This window comes from Acuticoccus sp. I52.16.1, assembly GCF_022865125.1.
In the GTDB taxonomy this organism is placed as follows: Bacteria; Pseudomonadota; Alphaproteobacteria; order Rhizobiales; family Amorphaceae; genus Acuticoccus.
The window spans coordinates 441,339-459,700 of the sequence record NZ_CP094828.1 but is presented as its reverse complement, the minus strand read 5'-3'; the positions used below and the strand labels follow the sequence as shown (position 1 = coordinate 459,700).

18 protein-coding genes and 1 pseudogene are annotated in these 18,362 nt (G+C 69.7%); 12 read left to right on the top strand and 7 right to left on the bottom strand.

The genetic code is table 11. The features are described 5' to 3' along the window. Positions 1-116: 116 nt before the first annotated feature. Positions 117-1,010, top strand: coding sequence for a LysR family transcriptional regulator (locus MRB58_RS02100; RefSeq protein ID WP_244779988.1), 894 nt, complete (start codon positions 117-119; stop codon positions 1,008-1,010). Positions 1,011-1,034: 24 nt separating this feature from the next. Here MRB58_RS02100 and MRB58_RS02095 read toward each other — a convergent pair whose 3' ends face one another. Then, on the bottom strand, positions 1,035-1,763 hold the full coding sequence (locus MRB58_RS02095) for an IclR family transcriptional regulator (RefSeq protein ID WP_244779987.1): 729 nt from the start codon (positions 1,761-1,763) through the stop codon (positions 1,035-1,037). A 481-nt stretch (positions 1,764-2,244) separates the two neighbouring features. Here MRB58_RS02095 and MRB58_RS02090 point away from each other — a divergent pair, with 481 nt between their 5' ends. The 5 genes from MRB58_RS02090 to MRB58_RS02070 all read left to right on the top strand — a co-directional run bounded on the left by MRB58_RS02090 (position 2,245) and on the right by MRB58_RS02070 (position 7,351). Next, positions 2,245-3,015, top strand: coding sequence for an SDR family NAD(P)-dependent oxidoreductase (locus tag MRB58_RS02090; protein WP_244779986.1), 771 nt, complete (start codon positions 2,245-2,247; stop codon positions 3,013-3,015). 65 nt (positions 3,016-3,080) lie between these two features. After that, on the top strand, positions 3,081-4,217 hold the full coding sequence (locus tag MRB58_RS02085; RefSeq protein ID WP_244779985.1) for a C4-dicarboxylate TRAP transporter substrate-binding protein: 1,137 nt from the start codon (positions 3,081-3,083) through the stop codon (positions 4,215-4,217). Positions 4,218-4,310: 93 nt separating this feature from the next. Continuing rightward, complete coding sequence (locus MRB58_RS02080; protein WP_244779984.1) at positions 4,311-4,820, top strand: TRAP transporter small permease; 510 nt, start codon at positions 4,311-4,313, stop codon at positions 4,818-4,820. A 16-nt stretch (positions 4,821-4,836) separates the two neighbouring features. Next, positions 4,837-6,144 carry a TRAP transporter large permease gene (locus tag MRB58_RS02075; RefSeq protein ID WP_244779983.1) on the top strand — a complete coding sequence of 436 codons (1,308 nt, stop codon included), beginning with the start codon at positions 4,837-4,839 and terminating at the stop codon, positions 6,142-6,144. A gap of 25 nt (positions 6,145-6,169) precedes the next feature. Beyond that, positions 6,170-7,351: a CaiB/BaiF CoA-transferase family protein gene (locus MRB58_RS02070; protein ID WP_244779982.1), complete on the top strand. Its 1,182-nt coding sequence runs from the start codon at positions 6,170-6,172 to the stop codon at positions 7,349-7,351. Between the two features lies 1 nt (position 7,352). On the opposite strand, the gene MRB58_RS02065 is transcribed toward MRB58_RS02070, so the two are convergent. The 4 genes and pseudogenes from MRB58_RS02065 to MRB58_RS02050 all read right to left on the bottom strand — a co-directional run bounded on the left by MRB58_RS02065 (position 7,353) and on the right by MRB58_RS02050 (position 10,737). Beyond that, complete coding sequence (locus MRB58_RS02065) at positions 7,353-8,459, bottom strand: 4-oxalomesaconate tautomerase (RefSeq protein ID WP_244779981.1); 1,107 nt, start codon at positions 8,457-8,459, stop codon at positions 7,353-7,355. Positions 8,460-8,461: 2 nt separating this feature from the next. Beyond that, entirely contained in the window at positions 8,462-9,433 is a 972-nt protein-coding gene (locus MRB58_RS02060) for a VOC family protein (protein WP_244779980.1), read from the bottom strand. A 58-nt stretch (positions 9,434-9,491) separates the two neighbouring features. After that, on the bottom strand, positions 9,492-9,884 hold the full coding sequence (locus MRB58_RS02055) for a DoxX family protein (protein ID WP_371747224.1): 393 nt from the start codon (positions 9,882-9,884) through the stop codon (positions 9,492-9,494). Between the two features lie 112 nt (positions 9,885-9,996). Further along, positions 9,997-10,737: pseudogene (locus MRB58_RS02050) on the bottom strand (PIG-L deacetylase family protein). Between the two features lie 501 nt (positions 10,738-11,238). On the opposite strand from MRB58_RS02050, the gene MRB58_RS02045 reads away from it, so the two are divergent. After that, positions 11,239-11,799 carry a TRAP transporter large permease subunit gene (locus MRB58_RS02045; protein WP_244779979.1) on the top strand — a complete coding sequence of 187 codons (561 nt, stop codon included), beginning with the start codon at positions 11,239-11,241 and terminating at the stop codon, positions 11,797-11,799. Positions 11,800-11,873: 74 nt separating this feature from the next. Here MRB58_RS02045 and MRB58_RS02040 read toward each other — a convergent pair whose 3' ends face one another. Beyond that, positions 11,874-13,235, bottom strand: coding sequence for a formimidoylglutamate deiminase (locus MRB58_RS02040; RefSeq protein ID WP_244779978.1), 1,362 nt, complete (start codon positions 13,233-13,235; stop codon positions 11,874-11,876). A gap of 67 nt (positions 13,236-13,302) precedes the next feature. Continuing rightward, positions 13,303-13,821 (bottom strand): invasion associated locus B family protein, encoded by a 519-nt coding sequence (locus MRB58_RS02035; protein ID WP_244779977.1) that lies wholly within the window; start codon positions 13,819-13,821, stop codon positions 13,303-13,305. Positions 13,822-14,180: 359 nt separating this feature from the next. Between MRB58_RS02035 and MRB58_RS02030 the strand changes: the two genes are divergently transcribed. From MRB58_RS02030 to MRB58_RS02010, 5 genes are all read left to right on the top strand, one after another. After that, entirely contained in the window at positions 14,181-14,882 is a 702-nt protein-coding gene (locus MRB58_RS02030) for a GntR family transcriptional regulator (protein WP_244779976.1), read from the top strand. A gap of 129 nt (positions 14,883-15,011) precedes the next feature. Further along, on the top strand, positions 15,012-15,917 hold the full coding sequence (locus tag MRB58_RS02025; protein ID WP_244779975.1) for an NAD(P)-dependent oxidoreductase: 906 nt from the start codon (positions 15,012-15,014) through the stop codon (positions 15,915-15,917). Positions 15,918-15,974: 57 nt separating this feature from the next. Then, positions 15,975-16,370, top strand: a complete 396-nt coding sequence (locus MRB58_RS02020) for a cupin domain-containing protein (RefSeq protein ID WP_244779974.1) — start codon at positions 15,975-15,977, stop codon at positions 16,368-16,370. A gap of 17 nt (positions 16,371-16,387) precedes the next feature. Next, complete coding sequence (locus MRB58_RS02015) at positions 16,388-17,185, top strand: N-acyl homoserine lactonase family protein (RefSeq protein ID WP_244779973.1); 798 nt, start codon at positions 16,388-16,390, stop codon at positions 17,183-17,185. 381 nt (positions 17,186-17,566) lie between these two features. Further along, positions 17,567-18,316 carry an SDR family NAD(P)-dependent oxidoreductase gene (locus MRB58_RS02010; protein WP_244779972.1) on the top strand — a complete coding sequence of 250 codons (750 nt, stop codon included), beginning with the start codon at positions 17,567-17,569 and terminating at the stop codon, positions 18,314-18,316. The last annotated feature ends 46 nt before the right edge of the window (positions 18,317-18,362 follow it).

Below are 18,362 nucleotides of genomic sequence, written 5' to 3'. Positions count from 1 at the left end.
CGCGGCTCATGAAACGGAGGCGGCGGCGGGGGCACCCGGCACCCGAAAATATGTCGCGGCTGGCGATGGCGGCGGGAGCGCTATAATCGACCCGGTCTCATGACGTGGGCTCATTAATGCTGCGCGAAAATATTGCCGACCTGATGTCGTTCGTGGTGGTGGCGCGGGAAGGGAGTTTTACCCGCGCGGCGGCGCAGATCGGCGTCTCCCAATCCGCGCTGAGCCATGCGATGCGCGGGCTCGAGGCGCGCCTCGGCCTGCGCCTCCTTACGCGCACCACGCGCCGAGTGACACCGACCGCGGAGGGGACGATCGTGCTCGAGCGCATCGCCCCGCGCCTCGCCGAGATCGAGGAGGAGCTGGCCGCCATCCTCGATCGCAAGGATCGTCCCGCCGGCACGATCCGCATCACCACCAGCGACTATGCCGCCGACACCGTGCTGTGGCCCAAGCTCGCCCCGGTGCTGCGCGAGTACCCCGACCTCAAGGTCGAGATCGTGGCCGACTACGGGTTGACCGACATCGTTGCCGAGAAGTTCGACGCCGGGGTGCGCCTGGGCGAATCGATCGCCGAGGGGATGATCGCGGTGCGGATCGGGCCGGACTTCCGCATGCTGGTGGTCGGCGCGCCGGACTACGTCGCCCAGCGGGGCCGGCCGGAGACGCCGCAGGACCTGACACGGCACGCCTGCATCAACCTTCGCCTGCCCACCCACGGGGGCCTGTACGCCTGGGAGTTCGAGAAGGACTCCCGCGAATTCCGCGTGCGGGTGGACGGGCAGCTCACCTTCAACTCCATCGGCCCGGTGGTCGAAGCGGCGATCGCCGGCTACGGCCTCGGCTACGTGCCGGACGGCTTGGTCGAAGGGCATATCCGCGAGGGCCGGCTCGTCTCGGTGCTGGAGGATTGGAGCCCGCCATTCCCCGGCTACTACCTCTATTATCCGCACCGGCGGCAGGCCTCGCCCGCCTTCGCGGTCATCCTGGAGGCGCTGCGCTACCGCGAGTAGGCGGGCCGCACGGCCCCCACGGGGTCAGGCGGCGGGAGCCTCGGCGCGGGTGAGACCGCGGGACTGGAGCGCGGCGTGCATGATCCGCGCGGTCTCGGGCCGGCGGTCGAGGCAGCGGGTGGTCGGACCGGCGACCACGAGCGACAGCTTCTTGTTCTGCCCCGGCACCTCCATCGCGACGCCGGCGAGGTCGGGGATGTATTCCGAATCGCTCTGGTGGTAGCCGCGCTCCCTCGCGGCGGCGAGGTCGCTCTCGATCCGTTCGATGCTGAGCGGGGTCGTGGTGGTGAACTTGTCGAACACGATCTTGCGGTAGAGGAGGTTGCGCTCCTTGGCCGTGAGCTGGGAGAGCAGGGCGCGGCCGGCGGAGCTCGCATGGATCGGCACCTTGGTGCCGACCTGTGCGAAATAGCGCACCGGATGCCGCGATTCGCACACATGCAGAAAGATCGCGTCGAGGCCCGAGATGGAGCCGATCGCCGTCGTCTCGCCGGTCTGGCGGCCCACGTCGTCGACCAGGTCGCGCATCGTCTGCGGTAGGGGATCACTGTCGCTGATGAGCTGCGTGACGGTGTGCCACCGTGGGCTGGGGTAGTAGCTGCCGCGCTGGCGGGGCTCGTAAAGGTAGCCCTTCTTGGCGAGCGTGCCGACGATGTTGAACGTGCTGGACCGCGGCCAGCTCAACTCGTCGGCGATCTCGGCGAGCGTGGCGGGGCGGCCGCGCCGCGCGAAATATTCAAGCAGATCGACCACGTTTGAAACCTGCTTGACGTCCATTGCTCGCCCCTCGCTCCCCCGCACCTGCCAAGCCGTAACGCTGCCGAGCGGGACGGTCGAGTGGTGCGGAGGAAATCGTTCAACATTTTGAATTGCGCGCGGCGGATTCGGCGTCGATTGTGCGAATTTCCACCGGAAAGCCAAGAGCGCGCCGGATTTATCCGGCAATCACCGGCCGGAGTCGCTCATCAGGCGGTTGACCGAAATTCTCACTCGTGTCTTTCTTGTTCAAAATAACGAATTGGGGAGGGGGCGCGATGATCACCGTCGTTGCGAACCCGAGGGGGAAGCCGCTGCGCCGCGGCGCCCGGGACAAGGCCACGGCCGCGCGGGGCGACCTGCCGGACGCGTCTCGACGCGCAACCTGCGGGCACGGCGCTCGCGGCAGGACGTAGGGCTCGGCCACTCTCCACTCTTCGTGTCATCGACCTGCGCTACCAGCCCTGGAGACCCGGCTTTGCGACTTCAATCCAAACTTGCAGTGATCACGGCGGCGGCGTCCGGCATGGGCCGCGCCGGCTGCGAGGCGTTCCTGCGCGAGGGCGCCGACGTGTGCGCCATCGACATCAACGCCGCCGGGCTCGATGCGCTGAAGCGCGACCTCGACCCGTCCGGCGGCCGGCTCCACACCATCGTCGCCGACTGCGGCGACGCCACCGGTTCGCGCGACAGCATCAACGAGGCGGCCGACAAGCTGGGCGGGCTCGACATCTTGTGGGCGCACGCGGGCATTCCCGGCCCCTCCGGCGTCGAGAACCTCGACGTCGCCGAGTACCAGCAGGCGCTGACGCTCAACATCCAGTCGGCGACCTTCGCCGCCGGCGAGGCGATCGGCCATATGCGCAAGCGCGGCGGCGGGGCGGTGGTCTTCACCGCATCGGTCTCGGGTCTCGTCGGGTCGATGTTCAGCCCGGTCTATTCGAGCTGCAAGTTCGCCGTCGTCGGCCTCACCAAGTCGCTGGCGCAGACCTTCGCGCCGGACGGCGTGCGCGTGAACGCCGTCTGCCCCGGCCTCGCCGAGACGCCGATGAAGGCCGGCTTCGTCGGTCGCAACAACGACGCCGCCGAGGCCAAGGCCAACGAGGAGAAGTACATCGCCCTTGTGCCGCTGAAGCGCCTGTGCCGCGCCGAGGAGGCCGCCAACGCCGTCCTGTGGCTCGCCTCGGACGAAGCCTCGTACGTGACCGGCGTGGCGCTGCCGGTCGACGGCGGCTTCAGCTGCAAATAAGGACCCCCGGCACGCGCGCGCGCCGGGGCCCGCCCCACAACAAAAACGACGTTCGGAGGAACACCATGAAGCTCGCGACACTCTCCCTGGCGGCGCTCCTCGCCGCGACCGCGCTCGGCACCGCCGAGGCGCAGACCCTGCGCTACGCCTCCGGCTTCCCGCCCGGAGGCCCGGTCAACGAGGGGCTGAAGGACTTCGTCCAGTACGTCGAGGACAACTCGGACATGAGCGTGAAGCTCTACGAGCTGTCGCTCCTCGACCTGAAGGAGACGCCTCCGGGGATCCGCGACGGTGTCGCCGACATGGGCTACGTGCTGATGCCCTATTTCCCGGCCGAGTACGCCGAGGCGAACCTCGCGGCCGACCTTTCGATGCTCTCCACCACGGGCGAAAAGGGCGCTGCGCCCGCCGTCGCCATGGCCGGCGCGCTGACCGAATATGCGATGCTCCACTGCGAGGACTGCCAGGCCCAGTTCGCGCAGGAGAACCAAGTCTACCTCGGCAGCGCCTCGACGCCGGACTACGTGCTCCTGTGCGGCCAGCCGGTGCGTGACGTCGCGGACCTGAAGGGTAAGACCTTCCGCTCCGGCGCCTCCAACTTCGGCCGCTGGGCCGAGGAGTTCGGCGGCACCAAGGTGTCGATCCCCGGCAACGAGATCTACGAGGCGATGAGCCAGGGCGTCGTCGACTGCACGATGATCTCCGCGCCGGAGCTGATCAACCTGCAGCTCATCGACGTGACGAAGGCGATCACGGTCGGCGTTCCGGGCGGCGTCTTCGCCGGGTCGGGGGCCGCCAGCATGAACAAGGACACCTGGACGAGCCTGTCGGACGAGCAGCGCGCCTTCATGCTGAAGGCCGCGGCCCACGCCGTCGCCACCATCACGCTGAAGTACAACGACGCCGCCAACGAGGCGCTCGACGCCTCGCGCGAGAAGGGCATCGAGGTGATCGAGCCGTCGGCCGAGCTGTTGCAGGCCTCCGCCGACTTCGTGAAGAAGGACGTCGACGTCATCGCCGAGGAGTTCGTGTCGACCTACGGTCTCGACGGCGTCGCGGAGAAGATCGAGACGATCTCGGGCCTGGTGACGAAGTGGAAGGAACTGGGCAAGGGCCTCGACACCGACCGCGACGCGTTTGCCGAGACGCTGTGGAACGAGGTCTACTCCAAGGTCGACGCCTCGACCTACGGGGCGATGTAGTCGCACCACGAGGGAGGACGAGCGCGTGGCCCATTTCGACCTGACGAGCCCGGCGGGCCGCGACGCTCCCTCTGCGACCGGGGAGGGGCGGCGATGATCGGGCGCCTCCTCGGCGGCACCATCGGCATGGCGACGCTGATCGGCGCCACCGCCATCGCGCTGATGATGCTGCACATCACCGCCGACGTGGTCGCCAAATTCGTCTTCTCCTCGCCGTTGCCGGGGACGATCGCCATCGTGTCGCAATATTACATGGTGGCGATCGTCTTCATCCCGCTCGCCTTCGCCGAGCGGCGCAACGCGCACATCTCGGTCGAGGTGCTGGTGGAGCATATGCCGATCGTCGTCCAGCGGCGGCTGAACTTCGCCTCGGCGGCGTTCTCGGCGACCGTCTTCGGGCTGCTCGCCTGGCGCGGGTTCGAGGAGGCGATGCGCAAATACAATGTCGGCAGCTTCATCATCGAGCAGGGCGTGCGGATCGATTCCTGGCCCGCCTACTACCTCCTGCCGCTCGGCGCCGGCCTCATGGTGCTGACGCTCCTCTACAAGATGGGGCGCGCGCTGCACGGCGGGCCCGCGTCCGACTTCACCGCACCCTTCTGACCCGGCGGACGACCCTGTGAGTGACATTCAAGTCGGCTTTGCCGGCATCGCGATCCTCCTGTTTCTGATCGTCCTGCGCTTTCCCATCGGCCCGGCGCTGATCGGCGTGTCGTTCGGCGGGATCTGGATGCTCGTCGGCGAGCGGGCGGCGTGGGGCGCGCTCGGCGTCATCCCGTGGAGCTTCGCGGCGACGTGGCAGCTCTCCTCGGTGCCGATGTTCCTGCTGATGGGCTTCCTGTGCTTCCACGCCGGGCTCACCAAGGGCCTCTTCGACGCCGCGCGCGTGTGGCTGGCGCGATTGCCGGGCGGCCTCGCGGTTGCCTCGATCTTCGGCGCGGCGGGGTTCGCGGCAGTCACCGGCTCGTCGGTCGCGTGTGCGGCGGCGATGGGCAAGATCGCCGTGCCGGAGATGATGCGCCAGCGCTATCAGGCGGGGTTCGCCACCGGCACCGTCGCGGCGGCCGGGACCATCGGCGCGCTGATCCCGCCGTCGATCCTGATGATCCTCTACGGCATCATCGCGCAGGTGCCCGTCAGCTCGCTCTTCCTGGGCGGGGTCGGCGCGGGGCTTCTGACGGTGTTCGGCTACGTCGCCGTCGTGGTGCTGCGCGCGGTGCTGGACCCGAAGGTCGCCGCACCGGTCGACACCACCACCACCTGGGGCGAGCGGTTCGCCGCGCTCGCCGAGACGTGGCCGGTGCTCCTCTTGATGTTCGGCGTCTTCGGCGGGCTCTTCGCCGGTATCTTCACGCCGACGGAGGCGGGGGCCGTCGGCTCGGCGCTGGCGATCATCATCGCGCTGGTGAAGCGCACGCTGTCCTGGCGCGGCGTGCGAGAGTCGCTGATCGAGACGCTGGTGAACTCCGCCGCGCTCTTCATCATCGCCATCGGCGCCAGCATGCTGACGCGCTTCCTCGCCTACAGCGGGGCGGGCGACGCGATCGCCGACTTCGTCAGCGGGCTCGGCACGTCGCACGGGGTGCTGCTCCTCGGGATCGCGCTCATCTACCTGGTGCTCGGCATGTTCCTGGAGCCGATCGGCGCGATGCTGCTGACGCTCCCCATCCTCCTGCCGATCATCGGCGAGGCGGGGTTCGACCTTATCTGGTTCGGTGTCCTCCTGGCGAAGTTCCTGGAGATCGGCATGATCACGCCGCCCATCGGGCTCAACGTCTTCGTCATCAAGGGGGTGGTGGGGGATCTCGCCTCCACCAGTACGATCTTCCGCGGGGTGATGTGGTTCCTGGTGGCCGACCTCTTCATCGTCCTGGCGCTTGTCCTGATGCCGCAGATCATCCTGTGGCTGCCCTCGCTCGCCCAGTAGGCGCCACACCACCACGGAGGGCGGCATGAAGGCGCTACTGAACGGCATCCGCATCGTCGACGTGACGACCATCGTCATGGGGCCGATGGCGAGCCAGACGCTGGCCGACCTCGGCGCCGAGGTCGTCAAGATCGAGGCGCCGGACGGGGACCTCGCCCGCCATTCCGGCGCGCCGGGGCCGGACGGGATGGGCGCGCTCTTCGCCAACAACAACCGCAACAAGAAGAGCCTGGCGCTGGACCTGCGCCGGCCGGCGGGCCGCGCGGTGCTGACCAAGCTGATCGCCGGGGCGGACGTGGTGATGCACAACATGCGTCCCAAGGCGGCGGAGCGGCTGGGCCTCGGCCCGGCGGCGGCGCGGGCGGCGAACCCGGCGGTGATCCACTGCGCGGCGGTCGGCTTCGGGAGCGGCGGGCCGTATGCGGGGACGGCGGCCTACGACGACGTCATCCAGGCGGCCGCGGGGCTCGCGGCACTGCCGCTGAAGGTGGGCCGCGCGCCGGACTATGTGCCGTCCATCGCGGCCGACAAGATCGCCGCGCTCCATGTGGTCTATGCGATCCTCGCCGCGCTGATGCGGCGCGAGCGCACCGGCGAGGGCTGCGACATCGAGGTGCCGATGTTCGAGGTGCTGGCCGCTTTCCTCTTCAACGAGCATCTCGACGCGGCGACCTTCGCGGCCGATGGTGCGCCCGGCTACAGCCGCCTCCTCAACCCCAACCGCCGCCCGTATGCGACCAAGGACGGGTGGATCGCGGCGATGCCCTACAGCGGCGGGCAGTGGACCCGCACGCTCGCCGAGCTCGGCCGCGGCGAGGTGGCGGACGAGGCGTGGTTCGCCACCGCCGCCGGCCGCAACGCCAACTCGCACACGCTCTACGGCATCCTCGCCGCCGCGCTACCGGCCCGCACCACGGACGAGTGGATCGAGGTCTTCCATCGGCTCGACGTGCCGCATGCGCGGGTGAACACGCTGGAGGATCTGGTGGCCGACCCGCACCTCGCGGCGGTCGATTTCTTCCGCCCGACGGACGGGCTCGCGGGGCGCCTGCGCTCGGTTGCCCAGCCGGTCGCGTTCGCCGGCCTCGCCGATGCGCCGGACCGGGCGCCGCCGGCACTCGGCGCGGATGCCGACGAGATCCTCGCCGGCCTCGGCTACGCGGCGGACGAGATCGCCGCGCTGCGGGCCGATCGGGCGCTCGCCTGAGCTATTCGGGGGGCGGTGCCGGAAACACCAGCCCGTCCATCAGCTTACGGGCGGTGCGCAGGAGGCCGGCGCCGCCGACACGCCCGTCCGCGCCGATTTCGACCAGGACCTCGAGGGCGCCGGTGGGATGCTCGATCAGGTAGCGCCCGTCGTCCGGCGGCACGGCGAGGCCGGCGGCGGGCGTGCCGGGGAGGGTGCAGGCCGTCGCCACCGAGACGCCGGCGAAGACGCCGATGGTCGCGTGGCAGCGGTGCGGGATGAAGCTGCGCGTCGCGATTGCCCCGCCGTCGCGGGGGGGCGAGACGAGCGTCATCTTCGGTACCGACTTCTGCGCGACGTCGCCGAGGTTCATCATCGGCCCCGCCCGGAGGCGAATCGCCTCGAGCCGGGCCTTGAGCGCGGTGTCGGCGTCGAGCGTCTCGCGCGTCTCGGTGCCGGCGATGCCGAGGTCGGCGGCACGCATGACGACGATGGGCATGCCGTTGTCGATCAGAGTCGCCTCGATCCCGTCGATCACGTCGACCGCGTGGCCGGTCGGCAGCAGCGCGCCGGTCATCGCGCCGGCGATGTCGGCGAACATCAGCGGCACCGCGGCGTGGCGACCGGGGACCCCGTCGATCCGTGCCGCGCCGGTGTAGCTCACCCGCCCGCCGGGGGTCGCGACGGTGGCGACGGCGACCTCGCCGGTGTTGACCATGTGGATGCGCACCGGGGTCGTATCGCCGGCGGGCGCGACGAGGCCGCGCTCGATCGCCGCCGGACCGACGCCGGCGAGGATGTTGCCGCACCCCTGCGCGTCCGACACCACCGCCTCGTCGACGAAGACCTGCAGGAAGAGGTAGTCGATATCCGCGTCCCCCCGTGTCGAGGGGGAGAGGACCGCGACCTTGGAGGTCAGCGGATCCGCCCCGCCGATGCCGTCGATCTGCCGCGGGTCGGGCGAGCCCATGACGCGCAGGAGCAGCGCATCGCGCGCCGCCGGGTCGGCGGGGAGGTCGCCGGCGAGGAAATAGGCGCCCTTGGAGGTGCCGCCGCGCATCCACAGGCAGGGGATCGCGTCGCTCACGCCGCCCTCCCGCGCGGCGAGGGGCGCCGGATCGAGGCTCATCGTCAGGCTTCCATGGTCTGGGCGGGGTCGACGGGCGGGGTGCCGTGGGTGTGGAAGGTGTCGATCGTCTTCAGGCCCCAGGCCTGGCCCTTCTTCCGGTCGGCCTCGGTCCACACCACCGGCTCCCAATCGGGTGCTAGGATCAGCCGTGCCCCGGCGTTGGCGAGTTCGATGCGGTTGCCCGCCGGCTCCCACACGTAGAGGAAGAAGGTGCCCTGGATGGCGTGCTTGTGCGGGCCGGTCTCGATATGGACGCCGTTCTGCAGGAAGAGGTCGGCGGCGCGCAGGATGTCCTCGCGCTGGTCGGCGGCGTAGGTCACGTGGTGCAGCCGGCCGTGGCCCTTGCCGTGCTCCTCGGTGCAGGCGAGGTCGTAGGTCTTGTTGTTGACGGTGAACCAGCAGCCGCCGATGCGCCCGTTGTCGAGCTGGATCATCTCGGTGACGCGGCTGCCGAGGCAGGTCTCCATGAAGAGGCGAAACTCGGCGACGTCATCGGCGAGGAGGTTGAGGTGGTCGAGCCGGCGGGGCGCGGCGCCGCGGAAGGCGGAGGCGGTGTTCTTCAGCGCCGCGCGCTCCGCCTCTGCCTTCGGGCGGAACCAGCGCGTCTCGTAATAGATCTCGAAGACGTGGCCGAACGGATCCTCGAAGCGGAAGGCGGGGCCGTGGCCGGCATCGCCGTCGACCCAGCCGATGATGGTGTAGCCCGACGCCTCGATCGCGGCGACGCGTCGCCGAAGCGCCTCCGGCGAGGCGGTGCGGTAGCCGATATGGCCGACGCCGGTGGTCGTGTGGCGCGTCAGCTTCAAGGTGGCGAACTCGTAGTCGTCCCAGGCGCGCAGATAGGCCGAGCCGTCGGCCTCCGCCGACAGCGTCAGACCGTAGACGTCGGTGAAGAAGGCGAGGCTCTCCTCGTAGCGGTCGGTGTACATCTCGACGTGGCCGAGATGGGCGATGTCATGGCAGTGTTCGCGCATGGGACCTCCGCGTGTCGGTGTGGGGGCGGTGCCGCCGCGCGGCGGCACCGCCGTCGTCTCAGGCCCGCCGCCCGACGATCCGCTCCAGCGCGATCGGCCCGCCGCCGGCGACCGCGAGGTAGAGGAAGGTGAAGGCGTAGAGCGCGGTCAGCTCGCCGCCGTTGAGCAGCGGGAAGAAGTTCTGCGGCGCGTGGACCATGAAATAGGCGACCGCGCACATGCCCGACAGCAGGAACGCCGCCGGCCGCGTGAACAGGCCGACCACCACCAACGCGCCGCACACCAGCTCGATGATGCCGGCGATGCCGCTCATGCTCGTCAACGCGGTCTCGTTCATGGGGCTGGTGGGGAAGTTCAACACCTTGGCGGTGCCGTGCTGCAGCACCAGCAGCCCGGCCATGACGCGCAGCAGTGACAGGACGAGACTCTGGACGAAGACGGGTATCATCATCGAGTGAACTCCGAATGGTTCGAGAAGCGACGCGCGGGATAGGGCGCGTCAGCATCGACCATACTGCTGCAAGCGGGCGAACCCATGACAAAGTGCGGGGGCAACCGCCGGGTCACAGCTCGTCGACGGTCCGCGGGAAGATTGACTGGAAGCCCTCGGCGTACTTCGCCGCGCGACCGCCGGACTGGCCGCCGGAGTTGCGGCGGAAGTGGTTGGCGCGGTTCTCGGCGACGCGGGTGTAGTAGTCCCAGAGGTGCTCCTGGCCTTCCATGCACTCGATGGCGGCGCGTTTGCGATCCCACACAGGGGTGATGTCGAGGAAGGTGTCGGGCTTCCAGCCCATCTGCTCGGTCTGGTGCGGCTCGAACAGGTAGAGCTGCGGCGCGCCCAGCACCGTCTGCCCCGGATTGTGGCCCCAGGCCTGGGCGACCATGCGGCACTCGAGGACGACCTCGGTGGTGTACATATGGTCGGTGTTGTACGGATCGTACTTCGAGTGGGACAGCATGAACGCCGGCTGCACGGCCCGGATGATGTCGACCAGGCGGTTCTTGTCGTCGTCGCCGAGGCGTAGCGGATAGTCGCCGAGGTCCATCGCGACGAGGTCGTGGACGCCGAGCGCCTCGGCTGCGCGCTCGGCCTCGGCCCGGCGCACGTCCTTGACGCGCTACAACGTCATCCCCGGCTCCTTCCACAGCTTGGCCGACTCGCCGCGCTCGCCGAACGACAGGCACACCACCGTCACCCGGTAACCCTTCGCGGCATGCAGGGCGATGGCGCCGCCGCAGCGCCAGACGAAGTCGGCCGCGTGCGCGCTGACGACGAGGGCGGACTTGGTGGGAGCGTCTGACATCGGGCGTCTCCGGTGCGTGGTTTGCGATCAGATGCCGTCCGCCGCGGCGCAAGCCAATTCAGAAGCGCACGAGGCGTCATAAGATCGAGCTATAGCATGCGGCGAAGCCGGCGCCGCGACGCTATCCTCGGCGGGGCACGGGGAGAGCGCGGATGGACACGGACAATCGGGACACCGGCGCATCGGGCGCGATCGGCGACCGGGCGGCCGACATGCGCGCAGACAGGGGCGGGCGCCATGTGGACGTCGCGATCATGGCGCCGGTGCGTCCCAAACGGCACCGCGTCCCGCTCCTCCTCGCCGGCGCCGACGCCGAGGAGGCCGCGGCACGCCTCTTCGCGCGGGACATGCGGCCGGCCGTGGCGGGATCGGCGGTCGGCGACGCGTCGACCGTGAAGATGCTGCGCCCGGTGTCGGTGAAGGGAATCGAGCCGTTGACGGCCGAGTGCATGCCGGCGGCGCATGAGGCGGGTGCCGCGAAGGCGGTGTTCGGGCCGGGCCATGCCGCTGATCGGGGTGATCGTCCTTTCCATCGGCGGCATCTACGTCGGCGCGTTCACGCCGGTGGAGGCCGCGGGGGTCGGGGCGGCGCTCGTCGTCGTCTTCGCGCTGATCGGCGGGGTGCTGGCCTGGGCGGCCTTCCGCAAGGCGATGCTGGAGACCGTGCGCACCACGGCGATGCTCTATGCGATCGTCATCGGTGCTAGCGTGTTGAACCCGTTCTTCGCGATCACGCACATCCCGGCCGCGCTCGGCGAAGGTCTGGCGGGGCTGGGCCTCGGAGCCTACGGCACGCTGTTCGCCATCGTCGCGGCATACGTGGTCCTGGGGATGTTCCTCGACGGGTTGTCGGTGCTGGTGGTGACGATCCCGATCGTCTTCCCGATGACCAAGGCGCTGGGCTTCGATCCGATCTGGTTCGGCGCTCTCGCCGTCATCGTCATCGAGATGGGGATGATCACCCCGCCGGTCGGGCTCAACGTCTTCGTGGTGAAGGGCGTGGCGGGGGCGTTCCGCTCGCGACGGTCTTTCGCGGTGTGTGGCCGTTCCTGGTGGCGATGATCGTCTGCCTGGTGCTGATCGTGCTCTTTCCGCAGATCGCGCTGTTCATCCCGAATACGATGTTCGGCTGAGCTTCAGACCGCCTCGCGCAAGTCGGTGAGGGCACGGCGGTAGGCGGTCGTGATCGCCTCCCGGCGGACGTGGCGTCCCTCGGTGACCATGTGGCGGCCGGCGGACCACACGTCGGCGACGCAGCGGTCCATGGCGGCGAAGACGAAGGCGTCGATGCGCATGTCGCCGGAGAGGCCGGCGAGGTCGACGCCGGAGCCGTCGAGCGCGACGAGGTCGGCGAGGGCGCCCGGGGCGATGCGGCCGCAGTCGCGCCCGGCGGCCTGGGCGCCCCCCGCGGCGACCTCCTCCCAGAGACGGCGCCCGGTGGAGCGGGACGGCTCGGCCAACATGGCGCGGCCGCGATGCTTCAGCCGCTGCGAGTGCTCCAGCGTGCGCAGTTCCTCGGCGAGCGCGATGCGGATATTGCTGTCGGAGCCGACGCCGATGCGCCCGCCGGCGGCCAGGTAGCGCACGCCATCGAAGATGCCGTCGCCCAGGTTGCTCTCGGTGATGGGGCAGAGCCCGGCGACGGCGCCGGTCGCGGCGAGGCCGAGGGTCTCGGCCGGCTCCATCTGCGTGCAGTGGATGAGGCACCAGCGCGGGTCGAGCGGCAGGTTGTCGAGCGCCCAGCGCACCGGACGGGCGCCGAGGGCGGCCTCCACCTCCACCACCTCGGGCACCTGCTCGGCAAGGTGCATGTGGATGGGGCCGTCGCCGAAGCGCTCCAGCACCTGGCGCATCGGGTCCGGCGCCACGGCGCGCAGGGAGTGGACGGCAAGCCCGAGGCGCGCATCGGGCGGCAGTGCGGCGACCGAGGTGCCGGCGGCTTCCATGAGTGCGGCGAACGCGTCGATCGCGTTGCCGAAACGGATCTGGCCGGGGGCCAGCGGCCGGCCGTCGCAGCCGCCTTGCTGGTAGAGTACCGGCAGGAGCGTCAGGCCGATGCCGGAGGTCGTCGCCGCGGCGGCGATGCGCGCGCTCATCTCGCCGAGGTTCGCGTAGGGCGTGCCGCCGGGGGCGTGGTGGAGATAGTGGAACTCGACACCGGCGCCGTAGCCGGCCTCGAGCATCTCCATCTGCACGAACGCCGCGATGGCCTCGACGTGGTCGGGAGTGAGGCGGTCGAGGAAGCGGAACATGAGCTGCCGCCACGTCCAGAAACTGTCGGACGGGTCGGGACCGCGAAACTCGGTGAGCCCGGCCATGGCGCGCTGGAAGGCGTGGCTGTGCAGGTTGGTCGGCGCAGGCAGCAGGACCTCGACGCGGCGCCCCGTCTCCGGAACGCCGCGTTCGACCGCGGTGATTCGTCCGCCGTCGAGGGTGAGGGCGACGCCGCGTGCCCAGCCGTCGTCGAGGAGGGCGTCGCCGGCCCAGATGGTTTCCATGTGCTCGCCCCGGTTCGCCGCATGAGGGATATGGCGCGGCCCGGCCGGCGGCAAGCGGGGGCGGGCGTCAGTTCGAGGCGAAGCCTTCGAGGCGCTTGTGGGCGGCGGAGAAACCGTTGAGCGAAAGCTCCAGCGCCAGCGACTCTCCCGATTGGGCGACCTGGAAAGTGGCGGTCAGAGTATCGCCCCGGCGCAGCGCGTCGAGCAGGGGCTGGGGCGGCTCGAACTGGACGAGGCATCCGGCCGGCAGGCAGGTGTGGAAGGGGAAGGTGCCGAGGTCGGTTCCGTCGGCCGCCAGGACGGCACCTTTGGCGACGTCGAGGCCGAAGGGGGTGAGGAAGACGGCGCGGATCACGCCGTCCACCTCGGTCAGCTCGAGCTGGAGGACGCGTTCCCCGCCCGGCTGGCGGGTCAGCGTCTGTTGCATCCAGCAGCGGCGGTTCTCCTCGGCGCTCTCGCACCGCACGACCCAGTCGCCGTAGGTCTCGCTGAGCGAGCTCGGCGTCTGGGCCGTGGCGGCCGGCGCGGCGGCCCCCAGCGCGAGACCTGCCGCGAAGGCGATGCGGCAGAACGTTCCTGGACCCATTCGTTTCGCTCCTGAAGCTTGGGCGTGGCAAGGCAGAGAGGTTTGGCCTCAGACGACAGCATCGGCACGAACGATGCAACGCATCGCGACGCCGGGCGCGGGCTTTTGCACCGCGGCGCGCCGCCGTGTGTGGCCGCGGTGCGGCGCACCGAGGCCGAGGGGCGAGACCGGGACGATGGTCATATCGCGACCCCACGCAGGGGCGGCTAACATGCCGACTGTCATATCGTCATTCAATCGTCCTTGCTGGACTTGGCGCGGCGGCTGGCGGATAAAACCAAGGACCAACTTCAGGATGTCGCATCCCGGCGTGCCGCTCGCGCGGCGACCCGCGCGGCAGTGACGCGAGGATTGTCGACATGAGCGAAGCCGAGGTGAGCGATCAGGCCTTTCTGGTTCCGCGCTCGGCCGCCACGCTGCGCCACAGCGTGACCGAGAGCATCCGCCAGTCGATCGCGATGGGGAAATTCCGGCCGGGCGAGCGTATGCCCGAGCGGGATCTGTGCGAGATGACCGGCGTCAGCCGCACCCTGGTGCGCGAGGCGCTGCGCCAGCTGGAATCGGAGGGGCTGATCGAGGTGATCGCCCACAAGGGCCCGGTGGTCGCGCGCATCACCGCCGCCCAGGCGATCAGCGTCTACCAGGTGCGCGAGGTGCTGGAGGGGCTCGCCGCCGAACTCTTCGCCGAGCATGCCTCCGACCGCGACCGCAAGGCGCTGCGGACCGCGCTGGAAGAGCTGCGCGGCTACGAGGGGACCGCCAAGCGCGTGATGCTGAAGAACAATTTCTACGGCTGCCTGATCGCCGGCACCGGCAACGAGGCCCTCGGCAAGGCGCTCTTCATGATGAACTCGCGCACGATGCTGCTGCGCGCCCAATCGCTCCAGGCCCCGAACCGCTGGGACGACAGCATGTCCGAGCTGGCCGCACTCGTCGACGCCCTGGAGGCGCGCGACGCGGAGAAGGCCAAGTCCCTGGCCAAGCACCACGTCCGCCGGGCCGCCGCCGCCGCGATGCACACCTTCTCGATCGACACGCGCGAGAGCAAGCGCAAATCCTGACGCGACGCCGTTTGTTGTGATTGTATTACGGCTCGCGCTTCGCTAAGCTTCCGGCAAAACAAGCGGGGGGCGCGGCAACGGACCTCCCCCGAGAACGCGACGGCGCCGAGCGCCCTCCGGGAGGACATCGTGAGCGAAACATTTGGCTTCATCGGCCTCGGCAACATGGGCCTTCCCATGGCTGGGCGGCTCATCGACGCCGGCACGCCGCTCATCGTCTACGACCAGCGCGAGGCGGCGATCGCGCCGTTCCTCGCCCGCGGCGCCGCGGGTGCGACCTCCGCCAAGGACGTCGCCGACCGGGCGACCACCGTCTTCCTGTCGCTCCCCACGCCGCCGATCGTCGAGCGTGTGGCGATGGGCGAGGACGGGCTCGCCGGCGGCACCGCGGTGAAACGCGTCGTCGACCTCTCCACCACGGGCCCGAAGATGGCGGCCGACCTCGGCACGCGGATGGCCGAGCGCGGCGTCGACTGGCTGGATTCGCCCGTTTCCGGCGGTGTCGGCGGCGCCGCGGCCGGGACGCTGGCGGTGATGTTCTCCGGCCCGGCGGCGGACTTCGAGGCGCTGCAACCGCAGCTGAAGGCGATCGGCAAGCCCTTCTACATCGGCGAGGCTCCGGGGCTGGCGCAGGTGATGAAGCTCGTCAACAACTGCCTCTCCGCCGCCGCGATGGCCCTCAGCTGCGAGGCGGTGGCGATGGGGGCCAAGGCCGGCATCGCGCCGGACGTGATGATCGACGTCATCAACGCCGGCAGCGGTCGCAATACGGCGACCATGCAGAAGTTCCCGCAGTCGATCCTGCCGCGGACCTTCGATTACGGCTTCTCCACCGGGCTGATGAACAAGGATGTGCAGCTCTTCATCAAGGAGGCGCGCGCCATGGGCCTGTCGCTCGCAGGCTGCGAGGTGGTGGCCGACCTCTGGCAGCAGGCCGAGGACACGCTGGGGGCCGATAGCGACTTCACCCGCGTGGTGACGTTGCAGGAGGCCGCCGCCGGCGTGGAGCTGAAGGGCGCGGCCGCCAAGGCCTGACCCACCCCTGACGCACGACAACGCCGGAGAAACCGGCGGACAACACGGGAGGATCCCATGGAAATTCGACGCTGCGGCGCGCTGCCGACGCGCAAGGCCCCGGCGCACGCCTTCACCGGCAACGTCTGGCAGGACCCGATCATCGAGACGCCGGAACCGGCGCTCTTGAAGTCGAACCTGGTGCAGTTCGAGCCCGGCTCGCGCACCGCCTGGCACACCCACCCGATGGGCCAGACGCTGTACGTCACCTCCGGCACGGGCCGCATCCAGAAGTGGGGCGAGGCGATCGAGGAGATCCGCGCCGGCGATGTGGTGTGGATCGCGCCGGGCGAAAAGCACTGGCACGGTGCCGGCCCCAACTCGATGATGACGCACATCTCGATGCAGGAGGGGGTGGGCGGCAACGTCGTCGAATGGCTGGAGCATGTGACCGACGAGGAGTACGGCGCCTAGCGCCGGCGAGGGACACGATGAGCATCGAGCCATATGAGGTCTTCGCCGTCCGCTACGGGCACAATGCGGCAGCGACGCGGGCGCACAACTTCTTCGGCGGGGACGCCCACGACGGGCCGATGCCGCTGGATTATTTCGTCTGGGTGATCCGCGGCAACGGGCGCACCTTCGTGGTCGACACCGGCTACGACGAGGCGATGGGGGCCAAGCGCAGCCGTGAGTTCCTGCGCTCGCCGGGCGAGGGGCTGAAGGCGATCGGCGTCGACCCGTCGGCGGTGAAGGACGTCATCGTCTCGCACATGCACTTCGACCACTGCGGCAACTACAACCTGTTCCCGGCCGCGCAGTACCATCTGCAGGACATCGAGATGGGCTACGCGACGGGGCGCTGCATGTGCCACCAGGCACTGCGCGTCCCGTTCGAGGAAGAGGACGTGGTGGCGATGGTGCGCAAGGTCTTCGCCGGGCGCGTCACCTTCCACGACGGGGAGGGCGAGGTCGCGCCCGGCATCACGGTTCACCACGTCGGCGGGCACAGCAAGGGCCTGCAGGTGGTGCGGGTGTTCACGCGGCGGGGGTGGATGGTGATCGCGTCCGACGCCAGCCACTTCTACGCCAACATGGAACAGGCGCGCGCTTTCCCGATCATGCACAGCCTCGAGGATACGCTGGAGGGGTACAACCGGCTCTACGCGTTGGCGAGCGACGCGTCGGCGGTGATTCCGGGGCATGACCCCCTGATCCTGGAGCGCTATCCGGCGGCCGCACCGGGCCTCGAAGGCATCGTGGTCCGGCTCGACGCCGACCCGACGTAGCGCGGCGGCCCGCCGGCGCCGGGCCCACGGCGCGGGGCCACCGGCGGGCACGGCAGAGAACGGTGTCGCGTCGCGGTCAGGTCTGCGGCGCGTCCGACAGGGCACCCGCGCAGCGCGCCGATCGTCCGAAAAAATGACCGGCAGCCGTGCGGGAACAGGCACGCGTCTATCCGGGCACCTCTTGCAGGCTAACTGGCTGAAATACTGGCGACCGCATATCTCGCCGGATCGAGATCACGCGAAGAATTGTGCCGAATCTTTGCCCGCTTGATGCAAATCGTTTGCACGATCATTGCTATGATTGTATGATCGACTGTGAATTCGGATGGGTCGCAACCCACCGACGAGACGCCGAAAACGGCGCGATACAGGGGAGGAACTATGGCCCGGCTCGAGGGAAAGGTGGCGTTCGTCACCGGCGCCGCCGGCGGCATCGGGCGGGAGATCGCGCTCGCGATGGCCCGTGAGGGCGCCACCGTCGCCATGTCCGACATCAACGCCGACCTGTTGGAACAGAGCGTCGCCGAGGCGGGGCTGGACACCGTCCGCGCGGTTCCGCTGGACGTTGCCGACCGCGCCGCCGTCATGACTGCGATCGACGCGCACGCCGAACGGTGCGGGGGGCTCGACATCCTCGTCAACAACGCCGTGCGCTTCCACTACGCGCCCATGGTCGACTTCCCGCCCGATATCGCCGCCCACATGCTCGATGTCGGGATCAAGGGCGTTTACTGGTGCTTGCAGGCGGCGACGCCGCATCTCGTCGCGCGCGGCGGCGGGGCGATCATCAACCTGTCGTCCATCGCGGTGTCGATGGCGATCAAGAACGGCGGCGTCTACAGCTCCATCAAGGGCGCCATCGACGCTCTCACGCGCCAGCAGGCGGACGAGCTGGGCCCCCACGACATCCGCGTCAACGCACTGGCGCCCGGCCCGGTGCCGACCCCCGGCGCCAGCGCGGTGATCGACGAAGCCGGCTGGGCCGCGCGGGCGCAGAAGTCGATGCTCGGGCGCCTGCCCACCGCGGGCGAGATCGGCGAGGCGGCGGTCTTCCTCGCCTCGGACGCCGCCCGCAGCATCACCGGCGTCACGCTGAAGGTCGACGCGGGCGTCACCATCAAGGCTGCCTGAGCCCTCCGCGCCGCACCGCCGGCGCCCCGCTAGGCCACCGGCGCCC

Coding starts and splice junctions, on each gene's coding strand:
- MRB58_RS02100 (WP_244779988.1), top strand. CDS start 117: ATGCTGCGCGAAAATATTGCCGACCTGATGTCGTTCGTGGTGGTGGCG.
- MRB58_RS02085 (WP_244779985.1), top strand. CDS start 3,081: ATGAAGCTCGCGACACTCTCCCTGGCGGCGCTCCTCGCCGCGACCGCG.
- MRB58_RS02055 (WP_371747224.1), bottom strand. CDS start 9,884: ATGATGATACCCGTCTTCGTCCAGAGTCTCGTCCTGTCACTGCTGCGC.
- MRB58_RS02070 (WP_244779982.1), top strand. CDS start 6,170: ATGAAGGCGCTACTGAACGGCATCCGCATCGTCGACGTGACGACCATC.
- MRB58_RS02010 (WP_244779972.1), top strand. CDS start 17,567: ATGGCCCGGCTCGAGGGAAAGGTGGCGTTCGTCACCGGCGCCGCCGGC.
- MRB58_RS02020 (WP_244779974.1), top strand. CDS start 15,975: ATGGAAATTCGACGCTGCGGCGCGCTGCCGACGCGCAAGGCCCCGGCG.
- MRB58_RS02030 (WP_244779976.1), top strand. CDS start 14,181: ATGAGCGAAGCCGAGGTGAGCGATCAGGCCTTTCTGGTTCCGCGCTCG.
- MRB58_RS02060 (WP_244779980.1), bottom strand. CDS start 9,433: ATGCGCGAACACTGCCATGACATCGCCCATCTCGGCCACGTCGAGATG.
- MRB58_RS02080 (WP_244779984.1), top strand. CDS start 4,311: ATGATCGGGCGCCTCCTCGGCGGCACCATCGGCATGGCGACGCTGATC.
- MRB58_RS02035 (WP_244779977.1), bottom strand. CDS start 13,821: ATGGGTCCAGGAACGTTCTGCCGCATCGCCTTCGCGGCAGGTCTCGCG.
- MRB58_RS02045 (WP_244779979.1), top strand. CDS start 11,239: ATGCCGCTGATCGGGGTGATCGTCCTTTCCATCGGCGGCATCTACGTC.
- MRB58_RS02015 (WP_244779973.1), top strand. CDS start 16,388: ATGAGCATCGAGCCATATGAGGTCTTCGCCGTCCGCTACGGGCACAAT.
- MRB58_RS02040 (WP_244779978.1), bottom strand. CDS start 13,235: ATGGAAACCATCTGGGCCGGCGACGCCCTCCTCGACGACGGCTGGGCA.
- MRB58_RS02065 (WP_244779981.1), bottom strand. CDS start 8,459: ATGAGCCTCGATCCGGCGCCCCTCGCCGCGCGGGAGGGCGGCGTGAGC.